The organism is Massilia sp. W12 (genome assembly GCF_037300705.1).
Classification (GTDB): Bacteria; Pseudomonadota; Gammaproteobacteria; order Burkholderiales; family Burkholderiaceae_D; genus JACPVY01.
The window spans coordinates 2854819-2874286 of record NZ_CP147776.1 but is presented as its reverse complement, the minus strand read 5'-3'; the positions used below and the strand labels follow the sequence as shown (position 1 = coordinate 2874286).

Annotated in this window: 10 protein-coding genes, 1 pseudogene and 1 CRISPR repeat array (1 of these 12 cut by a window edge); of the genes and pseudogenes, 4 read left to right on the top strand and 7 right to left on the bottom strand. The window is 57.4% G+C overall.

Features of this window, described 5'->3' with window-relative positions:
• The first annotated feature begins 353 nt into the window (after positions 1–353).
• Positions 354–1891 (top strand): annotated as a pseudogene (locus V8J88_RS11475) (IS3 family transposase).
• Here V8J88_RS11475 and V8J88_RS11470 read toward each other — a convergent pair.
• Both V8J88_RS11470 and V8J88_RS11465 read right to left on the bottom strand, forming a co-directional pair.
• Positions 1862–2734 carry a DUF4062 domain-containing protein gene (locus V8J88_RS11470; protein WP_338849668.1) on the bottom strand — a complete coding sequence of 291 codons (873 nt, stop codon included), beginning with the start codon at positions 2732–2734 and terminating at the stop codon, positions 1862–1864. The pseudogene V8J88_RS11475 and the gene V8J88_RS11470 sit on opposite strands and share 30 nt — an antisense overlap.
• 53 nt (positions 2735–2787) lie before the next feature.
• On the bottom strand, positions 2788–4449 hold the full coding sequence (locus tag V8J88_RS11465; RefSeq protein ID WP_338849667.1) for an FMN-binding glutamate synthase family protein: 1662 nt from the start codon (positions 4447–4449) through the stop codon (positions 2788–2790).
• A gap of 225 nt (positions 4450–4674) precedes the next feature.
• On the opposite strand from V8J88_RS11465, the gene V8J88_RS11460 reads away from it, so the two are divergent.
• Entirely contained in the window at positions 4675–6678 is a 2004-nt protein-coding gene (locus V8J88_RS11460) for a hypothetical protein (protein WP_338849666.1), read from the top strand.
• 174 nt (positions 6679–6852) lie between these two features.
• On the opposite strand, the gene egtB is transcribed toward V8J88_RS11460, so the two are convergent.
• Positions 6853–8040 (bottom strand): ergothioneine biosynthesis protein EgtB, encoded by a 1188-nt coding sequence (egtB, locus tag V8J88_RS11455; RefSeq protein ID WP_338849873.1) that lies wholly within the window; start codon positions 8038–8040, stop codon positions 6853–6855.
• Positions 8040–8996: an L-histidine N(alpha)-methyltransferase gene (gene egtD / locus V8J88_RS11450; protein WP_338849665.1), complete on the bottom strand. Its 957-nt coding sequence runs from the start codon at positions 8994–8996 to the stop codon at positions 8040–8042. The genes egtB and egtD overlap by 1 nt, the downstream gene beginning before the upstream one ends.
• 318 nt (positions 8997–9314) lie before the next feature.
• Here egtD and V8J88_RS11445 point away from each other — a divergent pair, with 318 nt between their 5' ends.
• Positions 9315–10649, top strand: coding sequence for a hypothetical protein (locus tag V8J88_RS11445; protein ID WP_338849664.1), 1335 nt, complete (start codon positions 9315–9317; stop codon positions 10647–10649).
• Between the two features lie 61 nt (positions 10650–10710).
• On the opposite strand, the gene V8J88_RS11440 is transcribed toward V8J88_RS11445, so the two are convergent.
• Positions 10711–11616: a DMT family transporter gene (locus V8J88_RS11440; protein ID WP_338849663.1), complete on the bottom strand. Its 906-nt coding sequence runs from the start codon at positions 11614–11616 to the stop codon at positions 10711–10713.
• A gap of 189 nt (positions 11617–11805) precedes the next feature.
• On the opposite strand from V8J88_RS11440, the gene pyrF reads away from it, so the two are divergent.
• Positions 11806–12630, top strand: a complete 825-nt coding sequence (gene pyrF, locus V8J88_RS11435) for an orotidine-5'-phosphate decarboxylase (protein WP_338849662.1) — start codon at positions 11806–11808, stop codon at positions 12628–12630.
• 125 nt (positions 12631–12755) lie between these two features.
• On the opposite strand, the gene V8J88_RS11430 is transcribed toward pyrF, so the two are convergent.
• Both V8J88_RS11430 and sbcB read right to left on the bottom strand, forming a co-directional pair.
• Positions 12756–13397 carry a 3'-5' exonuclease gene (locus V8J88_RS11430; protein WP_338849661.1) on the bottom strand — a complete coding sequence of 214 codons (642 nt, stop codon included), beginning with the start codon at positions 13395–13397 and terminating at the stop codon, positions 12756–12758.
• Positions 13398–13404: 7 nt separating this feature from the next.
• Positions 13405–14856, bottom strand: a complete 1452-nt coding sequence (gene sbcB, locus V8J88_RS11425) for an exodeoxyribonuclease I (protein WP_338849660.1) — start codon at positions 14854–14856, stop codon at positions 13405–13407.
• Positions 14857–15336: 480 nt separating this feature from the next.
• A CRISPR array of direct repeats spans positions 15337–19468; the repeat unit is 28 nt; unit sequence TTTCTAAGCTGCCTGTGCGGCAGTGAAC; it runs 40 nt beyond the window's last position.

Sequence of the window (19468 nt, the reverse complement as noted above, 5' to 3'; positions counted from 1 at the left end):
CCTGCTGCGGCAAGTGCTCCGATCATGGAGACAATTGCCTCCTATCCATAAATTTGATAATGGAACTTAATGCAGAGTCTGCAATTATGGATTAGGTCGCGTCCACTCAAAGATTAGCCGATGGAGTTCTCCATTAGTTAGGCTTGGGTCAAGAAGCCGCTTGAGTTGAGCGCGAGTAATCTGCTTCGGTCGGGCAGCTGAGTTGGATGCATGAATTGATTGGTTATAGCTTGAGTCGTATCCAATTCCTATGCGGCGGCCATTTAAATCTCCTCCTTCCCCCCCGTGTCAAAATAGTTGTCGCCTCCAGTGATTTGGAGTTCTAATCCATCCCGGGGGCGATGGAACAGACGATAATGAAATACACACAAGAGAAGAAAGAACATGTGCTCAAGCTGATGAGCGCACCACAAAACAAGTCTGTGGCCGAGGTCGCTGAGATAAGCGGCGTGCCAGAGGCTACGCTTTACCTGTGGCGGAAGCAGGCCCGTGAAGCCGGTCGTGTTGTGCCTGGCGACGGACAAAACCCCGAGCAATGGCGTGCTGCGGACAAATTTGCTGCAGTACTGGAAGCGGCGCCGCTGAACGAAGCAGAGCTGGCTGAGTATTGCCGCCGTAAAGGCTTGCTGGTAGCGCAACTGGAGCGCTGGCGCACAGAAATGCACGCTGCGCTTAGCAGCCAGAGCAGTCAAGCCGATGCTGCAGCCCGGGCCAAAGACAAAAAGCGCATCAAGGAGCTGGAAAAGGATTTGCGGCGTAAAGAAAAAGCGCTGGCGGAAACAGCGGCCTTGCTGGTTCTGTCCCGAAAGTACGAGGCGCTGGGGATCGACGGCGAGGACGCATGACTGCGTTGCCCCAGCGCCTTGAAATGATCGCCGATATTCTGCAGGCCCGGAAGGCTGGTGCGCGTTTAGCATTGGCATGCGCCGAACTCGGTCTAAGCGTGCGCACCTTGGAACGTTGGCGTTGTGACGGTGAAATTCGTCCTGACGGCCGACCGGAGGCAGAGCGGCCAGCGCCTGCGCACAAACTGTCTGATGAAGAACGTCAGCGCATCCTGCAACTGTGTCATGAACCGCGCTTTGCCGATTTGCCGCCAGCGCAGATCGTGCCGCGGCTGGCCGACGAGGGAGCGTATGTGGCATCGGAATCGTCGTTCTATCGTGTGCTGAGAAGCGCCGACCAGCAGCATCACCGGGGTCGCAGCAAGGCTCCTGTGGCCAGCGAGCCGGTGCGCCATGTCGCCCATGGCCCCAACCAGGTCTGGAGCTGGGACGTGACGTACCTGCCCAGCCGGGTGCGCGGCCAGTATTTTTATCTGTATGCCGTGCTCGATATTTACAGCCGCAAACTGGTCGCATGGGAAGTCCACGAGCGGGAAAATGGTGAGGAAGCTGCTTTACTGATTGAGCGCGCCTGCTGGCGTGAACAGCGCCGCTGCACGCCATTGGTGCTGCATGCCGATAACGGTGCTGCGCAAACTTCGCACACGCTCAAGAGCAAGTTGGAAATGCTGGGCATCGGCTCCTCGCATAGCCGGCCTGGCGTCTCCGATGACAATGCCCATATCGAAGCGTGGTTCCGCACCTGTAAATATGCGCCCAGCTATCCAGCCAAAGGCTTTGAGAGCATCGCGCAGGCTCGGGATTGGACACTGCAATTTGTGACTTGGTACAACTGCACCCATTTGCACAGCGCCTTGGCCTATGTGACGCCGGAGCAGCGCCATACGGGCGCCGCCAATGCGATCCTGGAGCGCCGACGCGACGTTTATGCCGAAGCCCGGCAACGCCATCCGCTGCGCTGGAAGCGTCATACACGGCCCTGGCTGGCGCCCAATGAGGTCTGGCTTAATCCGCCATCAAAGCTGGACCAGCGCATGGTTGCTTAATCGATTTTTTGCGACAACTACCTTGACACGCTCCGCTTCAGAGTCAGGTGAGTCAGGAGGAAAAAGATATTTAAGTGTCTTTGTGTCAAAGGAGGTAAGAACAGCTCGTAATTCTGCTGCAGTCACAAGTGCTCCAATGAAAAATGCGTCTGGATTACCTTGTACATGTTGAAGTACGCGCGGAGACATGCCAAGACGGAGATACTGACTTGCAAGAGCATTCGCGTGATCCTTGCTAAAAGGTGTGTTTGATTTATTTGAATAGTAATATATATCAATGCGAAGTCTGCTGGATGCCCCAAACTGCTCTGACTCATATGATCCCTGTATTGCTGGTGCTTCTGAGGCACGAATCCAACCTGTGCGAGGGTTGGATGAAAAAGACTTTACAAGTGCTGCGCAGACCTTTGCGTGTAGATCGTGCTTGTCTGTCCAATGTTTAATGAGGCGCTTTAAAACTTTCTCTTTAAATGAAAAAAGGCGTTGTTGTGCGGTAGCATCTTTATCCATTTTATTTGCTGGCCAGTGCGCCTCATCATCGATAATAAACCCGAGAATAGGGACGTGTTGTGAGATGGCATAGTCATATTCCTTCTCTGTATAGCTTAATCCTTCTGATGTTGTGGTTCCATAGCGGTGTGCGAGGATCAGCACATAGTAGTCTGCTTCATCAATCTTCTTTGCTATGACTTGCCACTGATCCTCGTCTGCGGCACTAAACATCTCCATGCCGATAGGGATATGTCCTAGCTCAAGTATGCCTTTGATCACTTGGTCTCGTTCGTCTTTAAGATCACGATACGTAGAGCTAACAAAGATCTGGTACTTAATTGAAGTATTCATGTTGTGATTGGATGGTTTAAGAAAATAGTTCGATAAACCTTTATACACATATTCTAAGAGGTTGAGGAGTTTTGTAGTATAGGTACTCTTCCAGCCAAAAACGACCCCGCCTGCGCCAGCGGCCAATAATACTGAAACACCGGCGGCAACTCCGCCAATTGCGCCGCATCCAGCAATTGCCCGGGCTTGATATACGGCAGCAGATTCGCCGCCAGCCGCACCTGGCTGCTGGAAATGCGGCGCACCAGGTGATGCGGGCGCAGTTCTGAGGGGTGGTTCAAGCCGGCCGCCGCCACCAGTTCGCGCAAGGCTTTCAAGGTGTTTTGATGGAAGTGGTACACCCGCTCAATTTTGTCCGGCACATACAAAGCCTGCTGGCGCTTGGGGTCTTGGGTGGTGACGCCGGTCGGGCAGCGGTCGGTGTGGCAGCTTTGCGATTGGATGCAGCCCAGCGCAAACATAAAGCCGCGCGCGCTATTGCACCAATCCGCGCCCAGGGCCAGGGTGCGCGCGATGTCAAACGCGGAAATCACCTTGCCCGAGGCGCCGAGCTTGATTTTGGCGCGCAAATTCGCCCCTACCAGGGTGTTGTGCGCCAATAGCAGCGCTTCTTGCAAAGGCGTGCCGATGTGGTCGGAAAACTCCACCGGCGCCGCTCCGGTGCCGCCTTCGCCGCCATCCACCACAATGAAATCCGGCACGATGTCGCACTCCAGCATGGCTTTGACAATCGCAAAAAATTCCCAGGGGTGGCCAATCGAGAGTTTAAAGCCGGTCGGCTTGCCGCCCGAGGCATTGCGCAAGGTTTCAATGAAATGCAGCAATTCCAGCGGCGTGGCAAACGCGCTGTGGCAGGGCGGCGAGATGCAGTCTTCGCCAATTTGCACGCCGCGCGCGGCGGCGATTTCGGCGCTCACCTTGGCCCCGGGCAAAACCCCGCCATGGCCCGGTTTGGCGCCTTGCGAGAGTTTGACTTCAATCATTTTGACTTGCGGCGCGGCGGCGTTTTGTTTGAATTTGTCCAGCGAAAATTTGCCGTCCGGCGTGCGGCAGCCAAAATAGCCTGAGCCGATTTCCCACACCAGGTCGCCGCCATGCGTGCGGTGATGCACGCTGATGCTGCCTTCGCCGGTGTCGTGCATGAAATTGCCTTTTTTGGCGCCGCCGTTCAAGGCCAGAATCGCATTCGCCGAGAGCGCGCCGAAACTCATGGCGGAAATATTGAACACAGATGCGCTGTAAGGCTGGGCGCGCGGGCAGTCCGGGTGATTGCCGATTTCGATGCGGAAATCATGGCTGGCCGGCTGCCCCGGCACAATTGAGTGGTTAATCCATTCATAGTCATTGGCGTACACATCGAGCTGGGTGCCAAACGGGCGTTTATCGGTTTCCTGCTTGGCGCGCTGATACACCAGGCTGCGCTGGTTGCGCGAAAACGGGCGCGCCTCGGTGTCGTCTTCCAAAAAATATTGGCGGATTTCAGGGCGGATCGCTTCAAATAAAAAGCGGAAATGCGCCAGTATCGGGTAATTGCGCAAAATCGCGCGCCGCTTTTGTTTGATGTCGTGCAGGCCCAGCACGCTGAGCGCGGCAGCCAGCAAAAACAGCAGCCACAGCCAGACATGTTGGCGCCACAGCGCATCGCTCAGCGCAAGCGCGCTGCCCAAAGCACAGCCGCAACACAGATAAAAACACAGATAGCGCGAAGCGAACATGGCAGCTCCCATAGCGTATGGTTGATGGCGCATTGTAGGGCGTTTACCCGGCGGCGCGCGCCTGCTGCGGCAGGCAAACAACAGGCGCGCGCAAAATGGCGCGGTATTGCTGCGCTTTTGCCCGCCGCGCCAACGCGCGCGCATACAATTTGCCATCGCAACCCTTTCCCCGCCCCCGCTATGTTGCCTGCCTACACTGGAATCAACCCGCCCGACGCGGTTGATATGCTGTTTTTGAATTTGAGCAATCTGCCGGGCCGCCCGGTGTTTCCGTATGCTTTTGTGCAAGTCTCGGCCTTGGCGCGGCGCGCCGGTTTGAAGGTGGTGCGCTGGGATGGGCTGGATTTGTCGCTGGCTGATAAACTCGATTGCATCGCCCACCTGATCCGCCGCCACCGCCCGCGCGCGGTCGGCTTTACGGTGCGTCAGGCGGACTCGGTGGCGGCGGATAATTATTTGAGCATCCAGCGTCAGCCGCCCAAAAATCCCTGGTTTCCAGTGGAAGAAACGCGCGCCGCGATCGCCCATGTGCGCAGCTTGTGCGACGCCAAAATCATTGTCGGCGGCTTTAATTTCAGTGTGAATGGCAGCAAGGCGGCAGACTATTTGCAGCCGGATTACGGCGTGGTCGGCGAGCCGGATGATTTTTTGCAAAAATTCGATGCCGTCCTGGCCGGCCAGACCGGGGGCGTGGCGAATTTGCTGTATCGCGATGAAAACGGCGTCTGGCGGCAAAACCAGCGCGTGTATTACGGCCCGCTGGATGAGGTGGAATATACGCCGGACATCATTGATGAAATCTTCCGCTTTCACGGCGAACGCAATTTGCGCAATGCGCATCTGGAAGCCGTGCCGGGGCTGGGTTCGTATAAAGACACCGGTTTATCGATTGCGATAGAAATCGCGCGCGGCTGTCCTTGTTCCTGTTCTTTTTGCTGCGAGCCGATTGTCAAAGGCAAAACCGTGCGGCGGCGCAATCTGGATGTGGTGGAAGCGGAAATGCGCCAATTATTGGCCTACGGTTTGCGCTATTTCTGGTTTATCTGCTCGGAATTGAATACCTGTAAAAAGCATGTGATGGAATTGGCGCAGCGCATTATCAATATGAATGCGCAGCTGCAGCGCCCGATCTTTTGGCGCGCGTATTTTTTGCCGGGGGTGTTTGATAAGGATGAATTGCGCATTCTGCGCCGCTCCGGCCTGTTGATTGAACAAAGCGGCGCCTTCACCACCTTGGACGATGGCAATCTGGCGCGCATGCGCGAGCCATACCGGGTTAAAAACGCGGTGCAGCAGATCAAAGATTTTATGGAAATCGATCAGGAGCCGGAATTTGAGCATATGCGCCAGCCGCGCTGGATTTTGTGGTCTTGGCTGGGCAATCCCTATGCTGACTTTACTTCGATCCGCCAGACCCTGGAATTATTTGTGCAAGAAGGTTTGGATGTGCGCTATGACGAAGCGGACAGTTACCCGGCATTGCGGGTGTATGAATGTTTGCAGCATTTGCCGCCGAATGCGCGCAGCGATGCGCTGACGGTGACCGGTGCGCCACACGCCGAACCCGGTTTGATTCATCCTTCGTATTACTACAATGCGCAATTTGTGCGCCATTTCGGCTCGATTGATCAGGTGCACGCTTTTATGCAATACGCCAGCGAAACCTTTTTATCGCGCCAATACCGTTTAAAACTGCATTGGACTGCGCTGGCGCAAAGCTTAGGGGCGCAGCAACTCAGTTTGCTGGCCGCTGGCGCGCGCGAATATGATTGGGCCGCGCTGGAATTGCCGGCCTGGAGTTTGCACCCGGACATGGGGCAGGCCGCGCCACACTTGCACAGCCTGCGCGCGCAGCATCTGGCGCAATACACGCTTGCGCAATGGCAGGATTTCTTGCTGCAGCCGCCATCCGCCGGCAGTGCTGAAGATGCGGCGCTGGGCATGCTCTTGCATGCCGCCTATGTGGCGCAGCGCGCTATCTTGTCGTCGGCGCTGGCGCGTTATGGGATTGTGTGTGATGCGCAAGACTGGGCCCCGCAATCGCCTTATCCGGTGCTGTTGCAGATGATGCGCGTGGCGGAGCAGGAAAGCCAGTTATACCCGCTTCTGGCGCGTGACTGCAGCGCGCTGGAATATGTGCTGCTGCGCTATTACTTGCACGCCTTGCATATCAAGCCCTGTCCCAGTCTGGGATTTTTGCTGCCCAGGCAGTGCGCCAAGGTGGCATGAAGGGGGGGGGCTTGCTGTGGGTGTGTGGGGGTGCAACTTCAGTCGCGCACAAGGCCGGGACATGCCGCAAACGGCATGCCCATCGCAATCCGTCCCTGATTAAGCCAGCCCGCTATCATTCCTGGAATGCTGCCAATCTGTAAGCCAAACCCGCCGGGGACGGTTGCAACACAATCAAGTCAAATCCCGCGCCAGGCGCAAGCCCGCAAATTGCCAGCGCGCGCTGGCGGGGAAGAAATTGCGGTAGGTGGCGCGCGCATGGCCGGTTGGCGTGGCCAGCGAGGCGCCGCGCAAGACATATTGATTCACCATGAATTTGCCATTGTATTCACCGACTGCGCCGGGCGGAATCTGAAAACCGGGGTAGGGCGCATAACTGCTCTGCGTCCATTGCCATACCCGGTCAAACGCATGTTCGAGCACACCTTGCGCCTGCGCGATTTCCCATTCCGCCTCACTCGGCAGGCGCGCCTTGGCCCAGCGCGCAAAGGCATCGGCTTCAAAATAAGAGATATGCATCACCGGGGCCGCCAGCGGCAGCGTTTGCAGGCCGTTTAAGGTGAACGCCTGCCAGGCGCTGTTCTGCCGGCGCCAGTACAGCGGCGCCTGCCAGCCTTCGCGCCGCAGCATATCCCAGCCCTCGGCCAGCCAATATTGCGGCTCCTGGTAGCCGCCGGCCTCGATGAACGCCAGCCATTGCGCATTGCTGACCGGCGTTGCGGCAATCGCAAACGGCGCGGTATACACAGTGTGACGCGGCAATTCATTGTCAAAACAAAAGCCCGCGCCGCTTGCGCCGATTTCCTGCAAACCGCCTTCGCAACTGCGCCACGCGCTCTGCGGCGCATGCATGGCCTGCGTTTCGGGACTGCTGGCGCGACAGTCCACGCGCCAGGCTGGGGCCAGCGGATTGCAGGACAAGAGATATTTGACATCGGTCAGCAATAATTCCTGGTGCTGCTGCTCGTGTTGCAAGCCAAGTTCGAGCAAGCTTAGCAGCGCTTGATCCGCCGGGGCGGCTTGCAAGAGTTGCAGAATGCCGTGCTCCACATGGCGGCGGTAGGCCAGCACTTCAGGCAGCGCGGGACGGGTCAGCAGTCCGCGTTTGGGACGTGGATATTGTTCGCCCACCCCCTGGTAATAGGAATTGAATAAGACTTTATAGGCCGCATCGAAGGGCTGGAAGCCGGGTGCAAAGCGCGCCAGGATAAAGGTTTCAAAAAACCAGCTGGTGTGCGCCAAATGCCATTTCGCCGGACTCGCGTCCGGCATCGCCTGCACACAGCAATCTTCCGCTGATAAGCCTTCGATCAGCGCCAGGGTGTGCTGGCGCACCTGTTGAAATTTTTCCGCCGCGCCCATCATACCGGCTTCGCATAAATCACGGAGAACCAGGCATCCTCATCCTGCCACACCTGTTTCACAGCAAAGCTGGCGCGTTTGAGCAGGGCGGCGAATTCATCCAGCGTGTATTTATAGCTGTTTTCAGTGTGAATCGATTCGCCCCGTTCAAAGCGGCGCGCGCCGCCCGGCCATTGCGCCAGCAGCTCATGTTTGGCGGCCAGATGCATTTCCACCCGGCCTTGCGCGACATTGTAAAAACCCTGGTGTTGCCATTCGCGCAAATCAAAATCGGCTTCCAGAATGCGGTTCACATTGCGCAGCAGATTCAGATTGAAAGCCGCCGTCAAGCCCATCGCATCATCATAGGCGGCGTCCAGGATGCGCTTGGGTTTTTTCATATCGACCCCGATCAGCAAGCCGCCATCTTCATCCATGGCGTCGCGCATGCGCCCCATCAAATCCACCGCCTGCTCAGGCATGAAATTGCCAATCGAGGAACCGGGATAGAAAAACACCCGGCGCGCGGTTTGGGCTTGTGCGGGCAGCTCAAATTCGCGCGAAAAATCCATGCTATGCGCCATTACCTCCAGCTGCGGGAAATGCTGACGCAGGCGGCTGGCGGCCTGCTGCAGAAAATCGGCGGAAATATCCAGCGCCACATATTGCCACGCCGCCAGACCCGCTTGCAGCAGTTTTTGCGCTTTTTCGCAACTGCCGGCGCCGGGTTCGATCAGGCAGATATCCTGCCCCAGCGCGCTTAATATTTCATCCTGATGGCGGCTGAAAATGCGCGCCTCAGTGCGGGTTAAATAATATTCAGGCAAAAGGCAAATCGCTTCAAACAGACGCGAACCCATGTCGTCATATAAAAATTTGGGAGAAATCACAGGGCAGGCTTGCTGCAAGCCTGAGCTGATTTCTTGGCGCAGGGCCAGATCAGCGGCGCTCTCAGGCGCCAGAGCCGTGTCACGCATGGGGGGGAGCTCCATTCGAAAGGAAAACGCGTGGAAGAACAAAGGCAAGCCGCAGTCAGCGCGCGGATGCATGCGCGACATCATATCCTGCGCTTTTTCGCGGCATGTTTTTGCGCATAAATAAGTATCAGTTTGGCAAAGAATTGTGGTAAGTCTGTGACAAAGCTTGCCATATGGCAAAAAGATGGGTGGCAATCCATGGCGCGCCGCATTCTGCCGCAGCAGATGCGTTTTGACAGCGCAGTATGCGCTACAATCGCCGCTTTGTTTTCATGCGCCCCGGCGCATGCCGCCCTATCGCGAAAGACCCTATTCACAATGACTCACACCAGCCCGCTTTACCTGCGCCTGTTAGCGCCCGAATTCACCCGCAGCGCCACCGCGCGCCCCTTGATTGACAGCGCCTTACCCGATCTTGAGCACACCAGTCAGGACGACTTGCTCACACTGCTGGACGCCTTGGTCGAGCAGCACGCCTGGCTGCATGCGCAAGGCGACATGGCGCAATTGGCGCAGCAACAGGACAGCGTGGCCAGACTGTATGAAAAATTGCTCAAAAGCGAGACCGCCAGCAGCCACTGGCGCCAGCTCTCAGGCTGGATCTGCTTGCAGCAAGCGCAAATTCTGTTTGAACAAAACTCCCCCGAAGCGCTGGAATTGATTCAGCGCGCTCTGCAGGATTTTGAGAGCCTGGAGCAAGATGAAGGCCCGAATGCGGAAAACCAGGGCGGCTTGTGCTGCAGCCTGGAAATGCTGGCCAGCTACCACTACCAGATCGATGCCTTGCAGGAAGCCGAGCGCGCATTGCGCCGCAGCCTGGATGCTCTGCCCAAACTCATTCAGATGGCAGCGCAGGACAGCCTGGCGCAACAATTATTCGTACGCCAATTATTGCTGCAACATGCGATAGGCGATTTGGGCGGCGACCGCGCCGCGTGCAAAGAAGCGCTGCTGCGCGCGCAACAGCAACTTGACCTCATACAAGCCAGCCCGGCCAATCAAATCAGCCTGCGCGAACAGCGCAGCGAAGTGCAATTTTTGCTGGGGCGCTTGCAATTTCTGTCCGACGAGCACGGCGCCGCGATCAAACTCTTGCAAGACGCGCTTGATCAAGCCCAGGCACTGGCGCAAGACGCGCCAAGCGAGGAGGCCAGCGCGGCCATTGGCGTGCGTGCGCGCATGCTGGGCAAGGTGCTGGTGTTTGCCGACCAGGTGGATATGGCGATGCCGCATTTGCAGCACAGCCGCAGCATCTTTGTCGAATTGTGCGCAGTCACACCGGCGCCCCTGAACTGGGTTGAAGAATTGGGCGAGAGCGAAGAAGCGCTGGCGCGCGCTCAGCATATCGCGCGGCGGGAAGATTTGGCCCTGCCGCATATCGAAGCCGCGCAAGCCATGTTCAAGCGCTGCGCCTTGCGCGCGCCGAAGAATCCACTGCTGCAATTAGCCTTATTGCGTTTGCAACTGCTGCATGCGCAATGCCTGCAAGCCATGCGCCGCAGCGACGAAGCGCGCCAATTGCTGAATAAGGCGATGGCTCAGCTGCGCAGCTTGACGCGCGCGCCGGCGGCTGGCGTGCGTCAGCAGGCGCAAACCATGCTGGATATGATGGAGCAAACCCGCGCCGAATTGCAGGGTAAGCGCAGCAACTGAGGCCGGCCCGCCCCCGGCGCCAGCGCTGCGCCAGGGGCGTCCAGCGCTGCTGCCTGCCGGCTCATTCTTTTTTCTGCAACAACACCGCGCCCATCGCCAGCAGCATCAAGCACAGCGCCGCATAATCCTGCCAATGCGGCGTTTCCCACAGCAGCCAGGCCCCGGAAAACACCCCCACCATGGGAATTAACATCACCGACAGGCCGGACGCCAGCGGCGGCAACAGGCGCGCTAAGCGAAACCAGGCCACATGCGCAAAGCCAAACACCACCACCGCGTTGTACCAGATCGCGGCCCAGGTTTTGGCATCGGGCGCGCGCCAGGCAGCGCGCTCAAACAGCAAGCTGCCCAGGCACAGGCAGAGCAGGGCTTGCGCCAACATCCAGAAAGTCAGGCAGATGGTGGGCAGCGGCGGCGCATCGCGCTTGAGCAAAATCGTCCCCAAAGCCCAGCCGGCAGCCGCGATCAAGGCGCACAGCAAACCCAAGGGACGCCCGGACAGGCTTAGCCATTCCTGCTGCAATAAGAGCGCCACCCCGGCCCCGGCGCAAGCCAGGCCGAATGCCGCGCGCGCGCTCAGTTTTTCACGATACAGCAGCCAGGCCAGCAAGGCGGCCCAGAGCGGCATGGTGTAGCCCAGAATCGCGCTGCGGCCCGAACTCAATTGCTTGACCGCCAGAATGATAAACACATGCCAGATCACCATATTCGGTATGCCCAACAGCATGATCTGACGCCAGTGCGCACGCGGCGCGGCCAGCGCAACTTTACCGATGCGCGCAATCACATACAGCACCAGCAAACCCAAGCCCATGGAAATAGCGCGAAACGCCAGCGGCGGATAATCTTGCACCCCGAGTTTCATCACCGGCCAATTCAAGCCCCAGCACAGAGTGAGCAAAGCCAGCAAGGCTAATTCGCGCCAGGACGCTAAACGCAGCGGCGCTTCAGGAGAGGGATTGGTCATAAAAGCATTCTCAGCATGGCATGCAAACAGCCTGTGTCCCGGATCGGGCTTGCTCCAGGGTAAAATATCGCCCTTTGCAAAACGAAGGATGACGATGCCGGAATTGACAAGGCGCGCCACTGCGCGCAGCATAGCACAGCAAGATGCCCCGCCCGCGCAAGCGCAAACTCTTTGTAGAAAAGGTCAGCCATGAAATTTGTCGAAAAATTGAATGCAGCCTGGCAGCGTAATGATTCCCTGTTGTGCGTGGGCCTGGACCCGGACATGGACAAACTGCCGGAAGACTTGCAAATGGCGCCGGACGGGATTTTCAATTTCTGCCGCGCCATCATCGACGCCACCGCTGATCTGGTGTGCGCCTTCAAACCGCAAATCGCCTATTTCGCCTCGCAAGGCGCGGAAGACCAGCTCGAAGCGGTATGCGCCTATGTGCGCGAAACCTATCCCCATATCCCTTTGATTTTGGACGCCAAGCGCGGCGACATCGGCGCCACCGCTGCGCAATACGCCAAAGAAGCATACGAGCGTTACAAAGCCGATGCCGTGACGGTCAATCCGTATATGGGTTTTGATTCGGTGCAACCGTATCTGGAATGGAAAGACCGGGGCGTGATTATTTTATGCCGCACCTCCAATGCCGGCGGCTCCGATCTGCAGTTTTTGCAGGTAGGCGATATGCCGCTCTACCAATATGTGGCGCAACTGGTGGCGCAAAAATGGAACGCCAACGGCCAATGCGCTCTGGTGGTCGGCGCCACCTTCCCGCAGGAATTGGCGGCAGTGCGCGCCCTGGTGGGCGAAATGCCCTTGCTGGTGCCGGGCGTGGGCGCGCAGGGCGGCGATATTCAAGCCACCGTGCAAGCCGGGCAAACCGCCAACGGCCTTGGCATGATGATCAATTCCTCGCGCGCGATTTTGTACGCCAAGCCGCACGATGATGAAGACTTTGCCGCCGCCGCGCGCCGCGCCGCGCTGCATACGCGCGATGAAATCAATAAATTCCGCCAAGCATAAAGCGCAAGATATGCGGCGCATGTCACAGCGCTGACATGTGCTGAGCGCACACTGCGCCCTGTGTCGTCATTGGGGGCACATGCTTTACTCAAGGTTTGCGCCCGCATCCCCGGATGCGGGTTTTTTTATGCCTGCTCAAACAGCTGCTTGCGTAAAAACGCCGGGGTTTGCGCCGCGCTCTTTTGATTGATCTGCAATAAGAGTTGCGGCGCAATGCTGGCGTGGCCAAAATCGCGCCCCAGCTTATCCACCATCTGCAACACCAGATGCGCCGCCACCTCCGCATCCGCTTCCGCCCGGTGCGCACGCGAAGAAAAGGCAATCCCGCGCGCAGCGGCAATCTGGCCCAGACTGTAGCTGCGGTAACCCGGCAAGAGGCGGCGCGCCAGCATCACCGAGCACAGCATGCCGGCGTGGCGCGGCTGTATGCCCTGCAAGCGCGCCTCATTGAGTAAAAATTTCTGATCAAAACTGGCGTTATGCGCGGCCAACACATCGCTGCCGATAAATTCAAGCAGCGCCGGCACGATTTCCGCCGCCGGCGGCGCGCCATCCACCATTTTTTGCGTGATGCCGGTCAATTGCGTGATAAAAGGCGACACATAGGCGCCGCAATTCACCAGCGAAACAAAGCGCTGCGTGATTTGCCTGCCCTCGATGCGTAAAGCCGCCACTTCCGTGATGCGGCCGCCCATTTCCGGCCCCATATCGGTGGTTTCAAAGTCCAGCATCACCAGCGGCGCGGATAAATCTGTGCTGTAAGTCATGGACTTCTCACATCGGCGCAATTTGTTCGGCCCAGGCGTGCACCTGTTCCAGAATTTCCATGGTGCGCTCATCCGCGCCTTCCTGCAATTGATCCAACTGCGCCAGCAGGCTGTCGAGATCGCGCGCGCCGCCAGCGCCTTCCAGCAGGCGCGCAGAGCAAAGTTCCATCCAGCGCATTTGTTCAGCCTCGTTCAGGCTGTCGGGGAAGTTGCGGGCGCGGTAGCGAAACAGCAATTCTTCCAGACGCGGATCTTGAAAATGCAAGCGTTTCGCCGCCAGCGCATCGCCATCCAGCGCGCGCAGGCTGTTGAGTTGGCGCCGGTCGTCCGGGCCGACAAAACCGCCGTACAAATCCAAGTCCACATCCTGGCTTTGCCAATCTTCGCGCGCATACAAATCGCGCCACAGCGCGCTCAAATCCGCGCTTTGCAGGGCGGCGCGTAATTGTTCGGCATGCTGCTGCGCCTGCGCCAGATTCATGCCGAACTCCTCGGCGCGCGCCGCGCTCAAGGTTTTGAGAGCGGAAATCACTACCGGCGAGCGGTTCAGATGGATGGTTTTAATCGGCAGACGGGCCACGCCGGGCGGCAAATCTTCCGTCTTGGAAAACATGCGCAGGCGGGCCTGTTCCGCATCCAGGCTGAACAGTTCGTCCGGATCAAAAGCGCAATCCCAGACGATGACTTCATTTTTATTATGCGGATGCTCCGCCAGCGGAAACACCAGCGCCAGACAACCGCGCTCGACCCCGAACATACCCGAGACATGCAACACCGGGCGGCGCTGTTCCAGCGGCAAATGCAAGCCCAACTCCTGTTTCACGCGCTCTTTTTTATGCAGCGCAAAGCAAAAATCATATAAACGCGGCTGCGCCTGACGGATTAAGCGCGCCATGGCGATGGTGGCGCGCACATCTGACAGCGCATCATGCGCCTGCTCATGCACAATGCCGTTGGCCGCGCTCAAATGTTCCAGCCGGAAACTGATTTTGCCCTCCTCATTGCGCGGCCACTGCAAACCTTCCGGGCGCAGCGCCCAGGTGGTGCGCGCCATATCCAGAATATCCCAGCGCCCGCAACCGTTTTGCCACTCGCGCGCATAAGGATCGAGCAAATTGCGCCACAACAAAAAGCGCGTCACCTCATCATCAAAACGCAGGGTGTTATAGCCGCAACCGACCGTGCCCGGCTGGGCGAAAGCGGCTTCAATGGTTTGCGCGAACTGATATTCCGGCACGCCGCGTTCCAGGCATTGCTGCGGCGTGATGCCGGTGATTAAACAGGATTGCGCATCCGGCAGATAATCCAGCCCCGGCTGGCAATACAGCATGATGGGTTTGCCCACTTCTTCCAGATCGGCATTGGTGCGGATGGCGGCGAACTGGGCCGGCCGGTCAGCGCGCGGATTGGCGCCAAAAGTTTCGTAATCGTGCCAGAGAAAGCTGTGCTGGATGGACATGGGCGATAAGCAGAAAAAGCAAACAGAAGAGGGCGGAGAGAGAGCGCCGCTGAAAAGCCGCCATTGTGCCATTTTTCCAGACGCCCCGGCCTGATCAGCGTATAAAAATTGTCCGGGTGGAGCAAGGCATTGGGGGGCGGCTGATGGCGCCTCGGCTTGGCGCGGGATCGGTATCGGAAAGCGTCAGGCAAATGCGGCGGGTGTGGTGGAGGGGGAAAGGCAGTTTGGGTTTTGCCGTGCGTGGTGAGCCTGTCGAACCACGGTTTTGCTTCTGCCGTTCGTGGTGATCCTGTCGAAGCACTTGTGTTTTGCCGTTCGTGGTGAGCCTGTCGAGCCACTTGTGTTTTGCCGTTCGTGGTGAGCCTGTCGAACCACGGTTTTCCATGATCAACCATGCCCTTCGACAGGCTCAGGGCGAACGGTTGCACGATCCGGCTTCTCGGAGACTGAAGGATTGAACCCGCGAAAATGGACACTTGATTTTTAAGCTGCCTGTGCGGCAGTGAACGATTTGTTTGTGCTGCTGATGTGTGTATATTATTTCTAAGCTGCCTGTGCGGCAGTGAACGAAATTCGGGCGCAGTGCGCAATGGTCGTGCATTTCTAAGCTGCCTGTGCGGCAGTGAACGGGTGCCAAAACGGCTGCATCATGCTTGTACATTTCTAAGCTGCCTGTGCGGCAGTGAACTCGGCGTGGATGAAAACACCCAGCTTGCGCAATTTCTAAGCTGCCTGTGCGGCAGTGAACATGCGAATGCCAACTCGCTCAACGCCGATTTTTTTCTAAGCTGCCTGTGCGGCAGTGAACGCTCGCATTCTCGGTGCGTCAACCATGGGCTTTTTCTAAGCTGCCTGTGCGGCAGTGAACGCGGCCCAATGCTGTTCCGTCCCCTTCGGGATTTTCTAAGCTGCCTGTGCGGCAGTGAACTGACGATTGACGACTTGATAGCAATGAACCATTTTCTAAGCTGCCTGTGCGGCAGTGAACGCGCGCGCCGTAGCGGCCGAACTTGACCGGCGTTTCTAAGCTGCCTGTGCGGCAGTGAACTTGTTGTATGCGCTGTCTTGTTGGTTTTTGCTTTTCTAAGCTGCCTGTGCGGCAGTGAACGACTGTCCACAGCTGCTGCGCCCATCCGGGTTTTTCTAAGCTGCCTGTGCGGCAGTGAACGGAACCACCTGCACGTTTGTCCCTGGCTGGAATTTCTAAGCTGCCTGTGCGGCAGTGAACAATATGCTGCTGCGGGCAGCCTTTCCGTATGTTTTCTAAGCTGCCTGTGCGGCAGTGAACTCAAGCACAGCGCGCCGGCAAGCCCACCCCAATTTCTAAGCTGCCTGTGCGGCAGTGAACCCAGCCGGCGATGACCTGGCCAGCCTCCAGCTTTTCTAAGCTGCCTGTGCGGCAGTGAACAGATTCGTTAAATAACTCGCGGTTTGACACATTTTCTAAGCTGCCTGTGCGGCAGTGAACTCCCTCTGTAGTTTGCTGGCCGCCCCGTGTCATTTCTAAGCTGCCTGTGCGGCAGTGAACCAGCACCGCGCCCGAAAATCCGACGATGCCGCTTTCTAAGCTGCCTGTGCGGCAGTGAACAGATCCGAAAATGTGCAGTCCGCGCATGCTTTTTTCTAAGCTGCCTGTGCGGCAGTGAACGGTACGAGAGGAAAAGCCCGCCGGGACTGCAGGTTTCTAAGCTGCCTGTGCGGCAGTGAACTTTTGAATCTGGAAATCCAAAAAGATCCGGACTTTCTAAGCTGCCTGTGCGGCAGTGAACGCGAGCGCTTTAACAAATCCGGCCTTTATCATTTTCTAAGCTGCCTGTGCGGCAGTGAACTTCAACGTCAGCCAGCCCACCGCCCACTTATTTTTCTAAGCTGCCTGTGCGGCAGTGAACTCAGCCTGGCCACCCCTCACGCCCCGCCCTGCTTTCTAAGCTGCCTGTGCGGCAGTGAACATCTGCAAAGCGCCGTTTGAAAAACGCAGCATTTTCTAAGCTGCCTGTGCGGCAGTGAACGGACAGATCGCGCCCTCATCGTGTCCCCCACTTTTCTAAGCTGCCTGTGCGGCAGTGAACACCGGGGTTTTGCTTTCGCCGCTGTGCAAAATTTTCTAAGCTGCCTGTGCGGCAGTGAACCATCGCGGGTTGTGCCTGGCGCTGGATCTGCTTTTCTAAGCTGCCTGTGCGGCAGTGAACGTCACTCGGGGGACTGATCTGTTGACGTTTCCTTTCTAAGCTGCCTGTGCGGCAGTGAACGGATGTCGGTCAACGAAGTCCGGCGGAAAAAATTTCTAAGCTGCCTGTGCGGCAGTGAACAAACCGATAAAACTCTGTCCCTTGCACGCCCATTTCTAAGCTGCCTGTGCGGCAGTGAACGAAGGCTTGCCGGTGCTGGCGGCGCAGTTGCATTTCTAAGCTGCCTGTGCGGCAGTGAACGCCAGGGAACCACAACCAGGGGCGCCGGCTGTTTTTCTAAGCTGCCTGTGCGGCAGTGAACGCCGCCGCCAGCATCAGCGCCGACTTATTGCATTTCTAAGCTGCCTGTGCGGCAGTGAACTATTTCGCAGGCTTGCGCGATGGATTTTCCCTTTTCTAAGCTGCCTGTGCGGCAGTGAACGATGATATTGACGCCTGTTGCCGTTTTGTTCATTTCTAAGCTGCCTGTGCGGCAGTGAACAGCTGGTTGACGGCTCGCGGAAAAAACCAAGCTTTCTAAGCTGCCTGTGCGGCAGTGAACATCGCGGAATCAAGCCACTCCTCGGTTATGTGTTTTCTAAGCTGCCTGTGCGGCAGTGAACGTTAAACGCTTTTGCGCATTTTTTACCCACTGTTTCTAAGCTGCCTGTGCGGCAGTGAACCGGGCGATCAAAAAGCCGGATGACTGGTGCAATTTCTAAGCTGCCTGTGCGGCAGTGAACCCGCAGCAATTTATGCTCGAAGCCGCGCGCAATTTCTAAGCTGCCTGTGCGGCAGTGAACCTCAATCATGCGCGGTTTGCCATTCGGAAAGTTTTCTAAGCTGCCTGTGCGGCAGTGAACGCGGGCAGGCCGCGAACCTGCGCTACAGCCTGTTTCTAAGCTGCCTGTGCGGCAGTGAACTTTCCCACCCGCCGCCAACCTGCATAGCTGCTTTTCTAAGCTGCCTGTGCGGCAGTGAACGCATGCCATCCGCATCGGGCATGTCTGCGGCTTTTCTAAGCTGCCTGTGCGGCAGTGAACCAGCGCGGCTCAAGACTTACTGCAGCAAGCCATTTCTAAGCTGCCTGTGCGGCAGTGAACGCGTGTTTTTGGCAGGGTGTGCAGCACGGCCATTTCTAAGCTGCCTGTGCGGCAGTGAACGCCATACTCGGCCATGTCGCGCCCGGCGTACTTTTCTAAGCTGCCTGTGCGGCAGTGAACAACAAGGGCAAGCTGACAAAAGGGGACTGTATTTTCTAAGCTGCCTGTGCGGCAGTGAACCACCGCATGCTGCTTGGGCCACGTTCACCGAATTTCTAAGCTGCCTGTGCGGCAGTGAACGCGCCCCTTGTCCCACACCACAGTACCGCGATTTTCTAAGCTGCCTGTGCGGCAGTGAACTTCTGGCAAGGCTGGGCTGTCCTGATCCGGTTTTTCTAAGCTGCCTGTGCGGCAGTGAACGCCGGGCCGCGCTGACGGTGATGGGGCCAATATTTCTAAGCTGCCTGTGCGGCAGTGAACGCTGGTGGAGCTGTTATCGGCCAGGCTGGAAATTTCTAAGCTGCCTGTGCGGCAGTGAACCATGGATGCTCATATCAGCAGCAGAGCGCGATTTTCTAAGCTGCCTGTGCGGCAGTGAACCAGGTTGATTCGCGCCAGATGGCGCTGTTTTAGTTTCTAAGCTGCCTGTGCGGCAGTGAACGCGGCTTGACTGTTTTTTTGTCTTCCATATCATTTCTAAGCTGCCTGTGCGGCAGTGAACTAACGCCGGTTATCGTCCCGCACAAATTCCATTTTCTAAGCTGCCTGTGCGGCAGTGAACACGGTCAAGCCCGACGGCGACAATATCGGCAATTTCTAAGCTGCCTGTGCGGCAGTGAACAGTCTGAGCGACCTGATAGAAGCTCATCCTAATTTCTAAGCTGCCTGTGCGGCAGTGAACGCCTTCCAGTTCATCAGGGCGGATGTTGTGCTTTTCTAAGCTGCCTGTGCGGCAGTGAACTGCGAGCGACCCATCGAATCGCCGCCCGCCGTTTTCTAAGCTGCCTGTGCGGCAGTGAACTTCAAGGACTGCGCTTGCCCTGTCCCGGTCTGTTTCTAAGCTGCCTGTGCGGCAGTGAACTCCAAGCCAAGTTGTGCGGCAGTCATGAGCGATTTCTAAGCTGCCTGTGCGGCAGTGAACGAAAGCGGCGAAGTCGAGCGAAAAAACAGACTTTTCTAAGCTGCCTGTGCGGCAGTGAACATACTTCGTCAAGGTCGGGACGGTGATATCAATTTCTAAGCTGCCTGTGCGGCAGTGAACGAATTCGCCTTGGCGGCTAAAGAACGCGAAAATTTCTAAGCTGCCTGTGCGGCAGTGAACGTGTCCCTGAAAGACTTGAAGGGGGAAGAGCTTTTCTAAGCTGCCTGTGCGGCAGTGAACATCAATTTGCGCGGCAAACC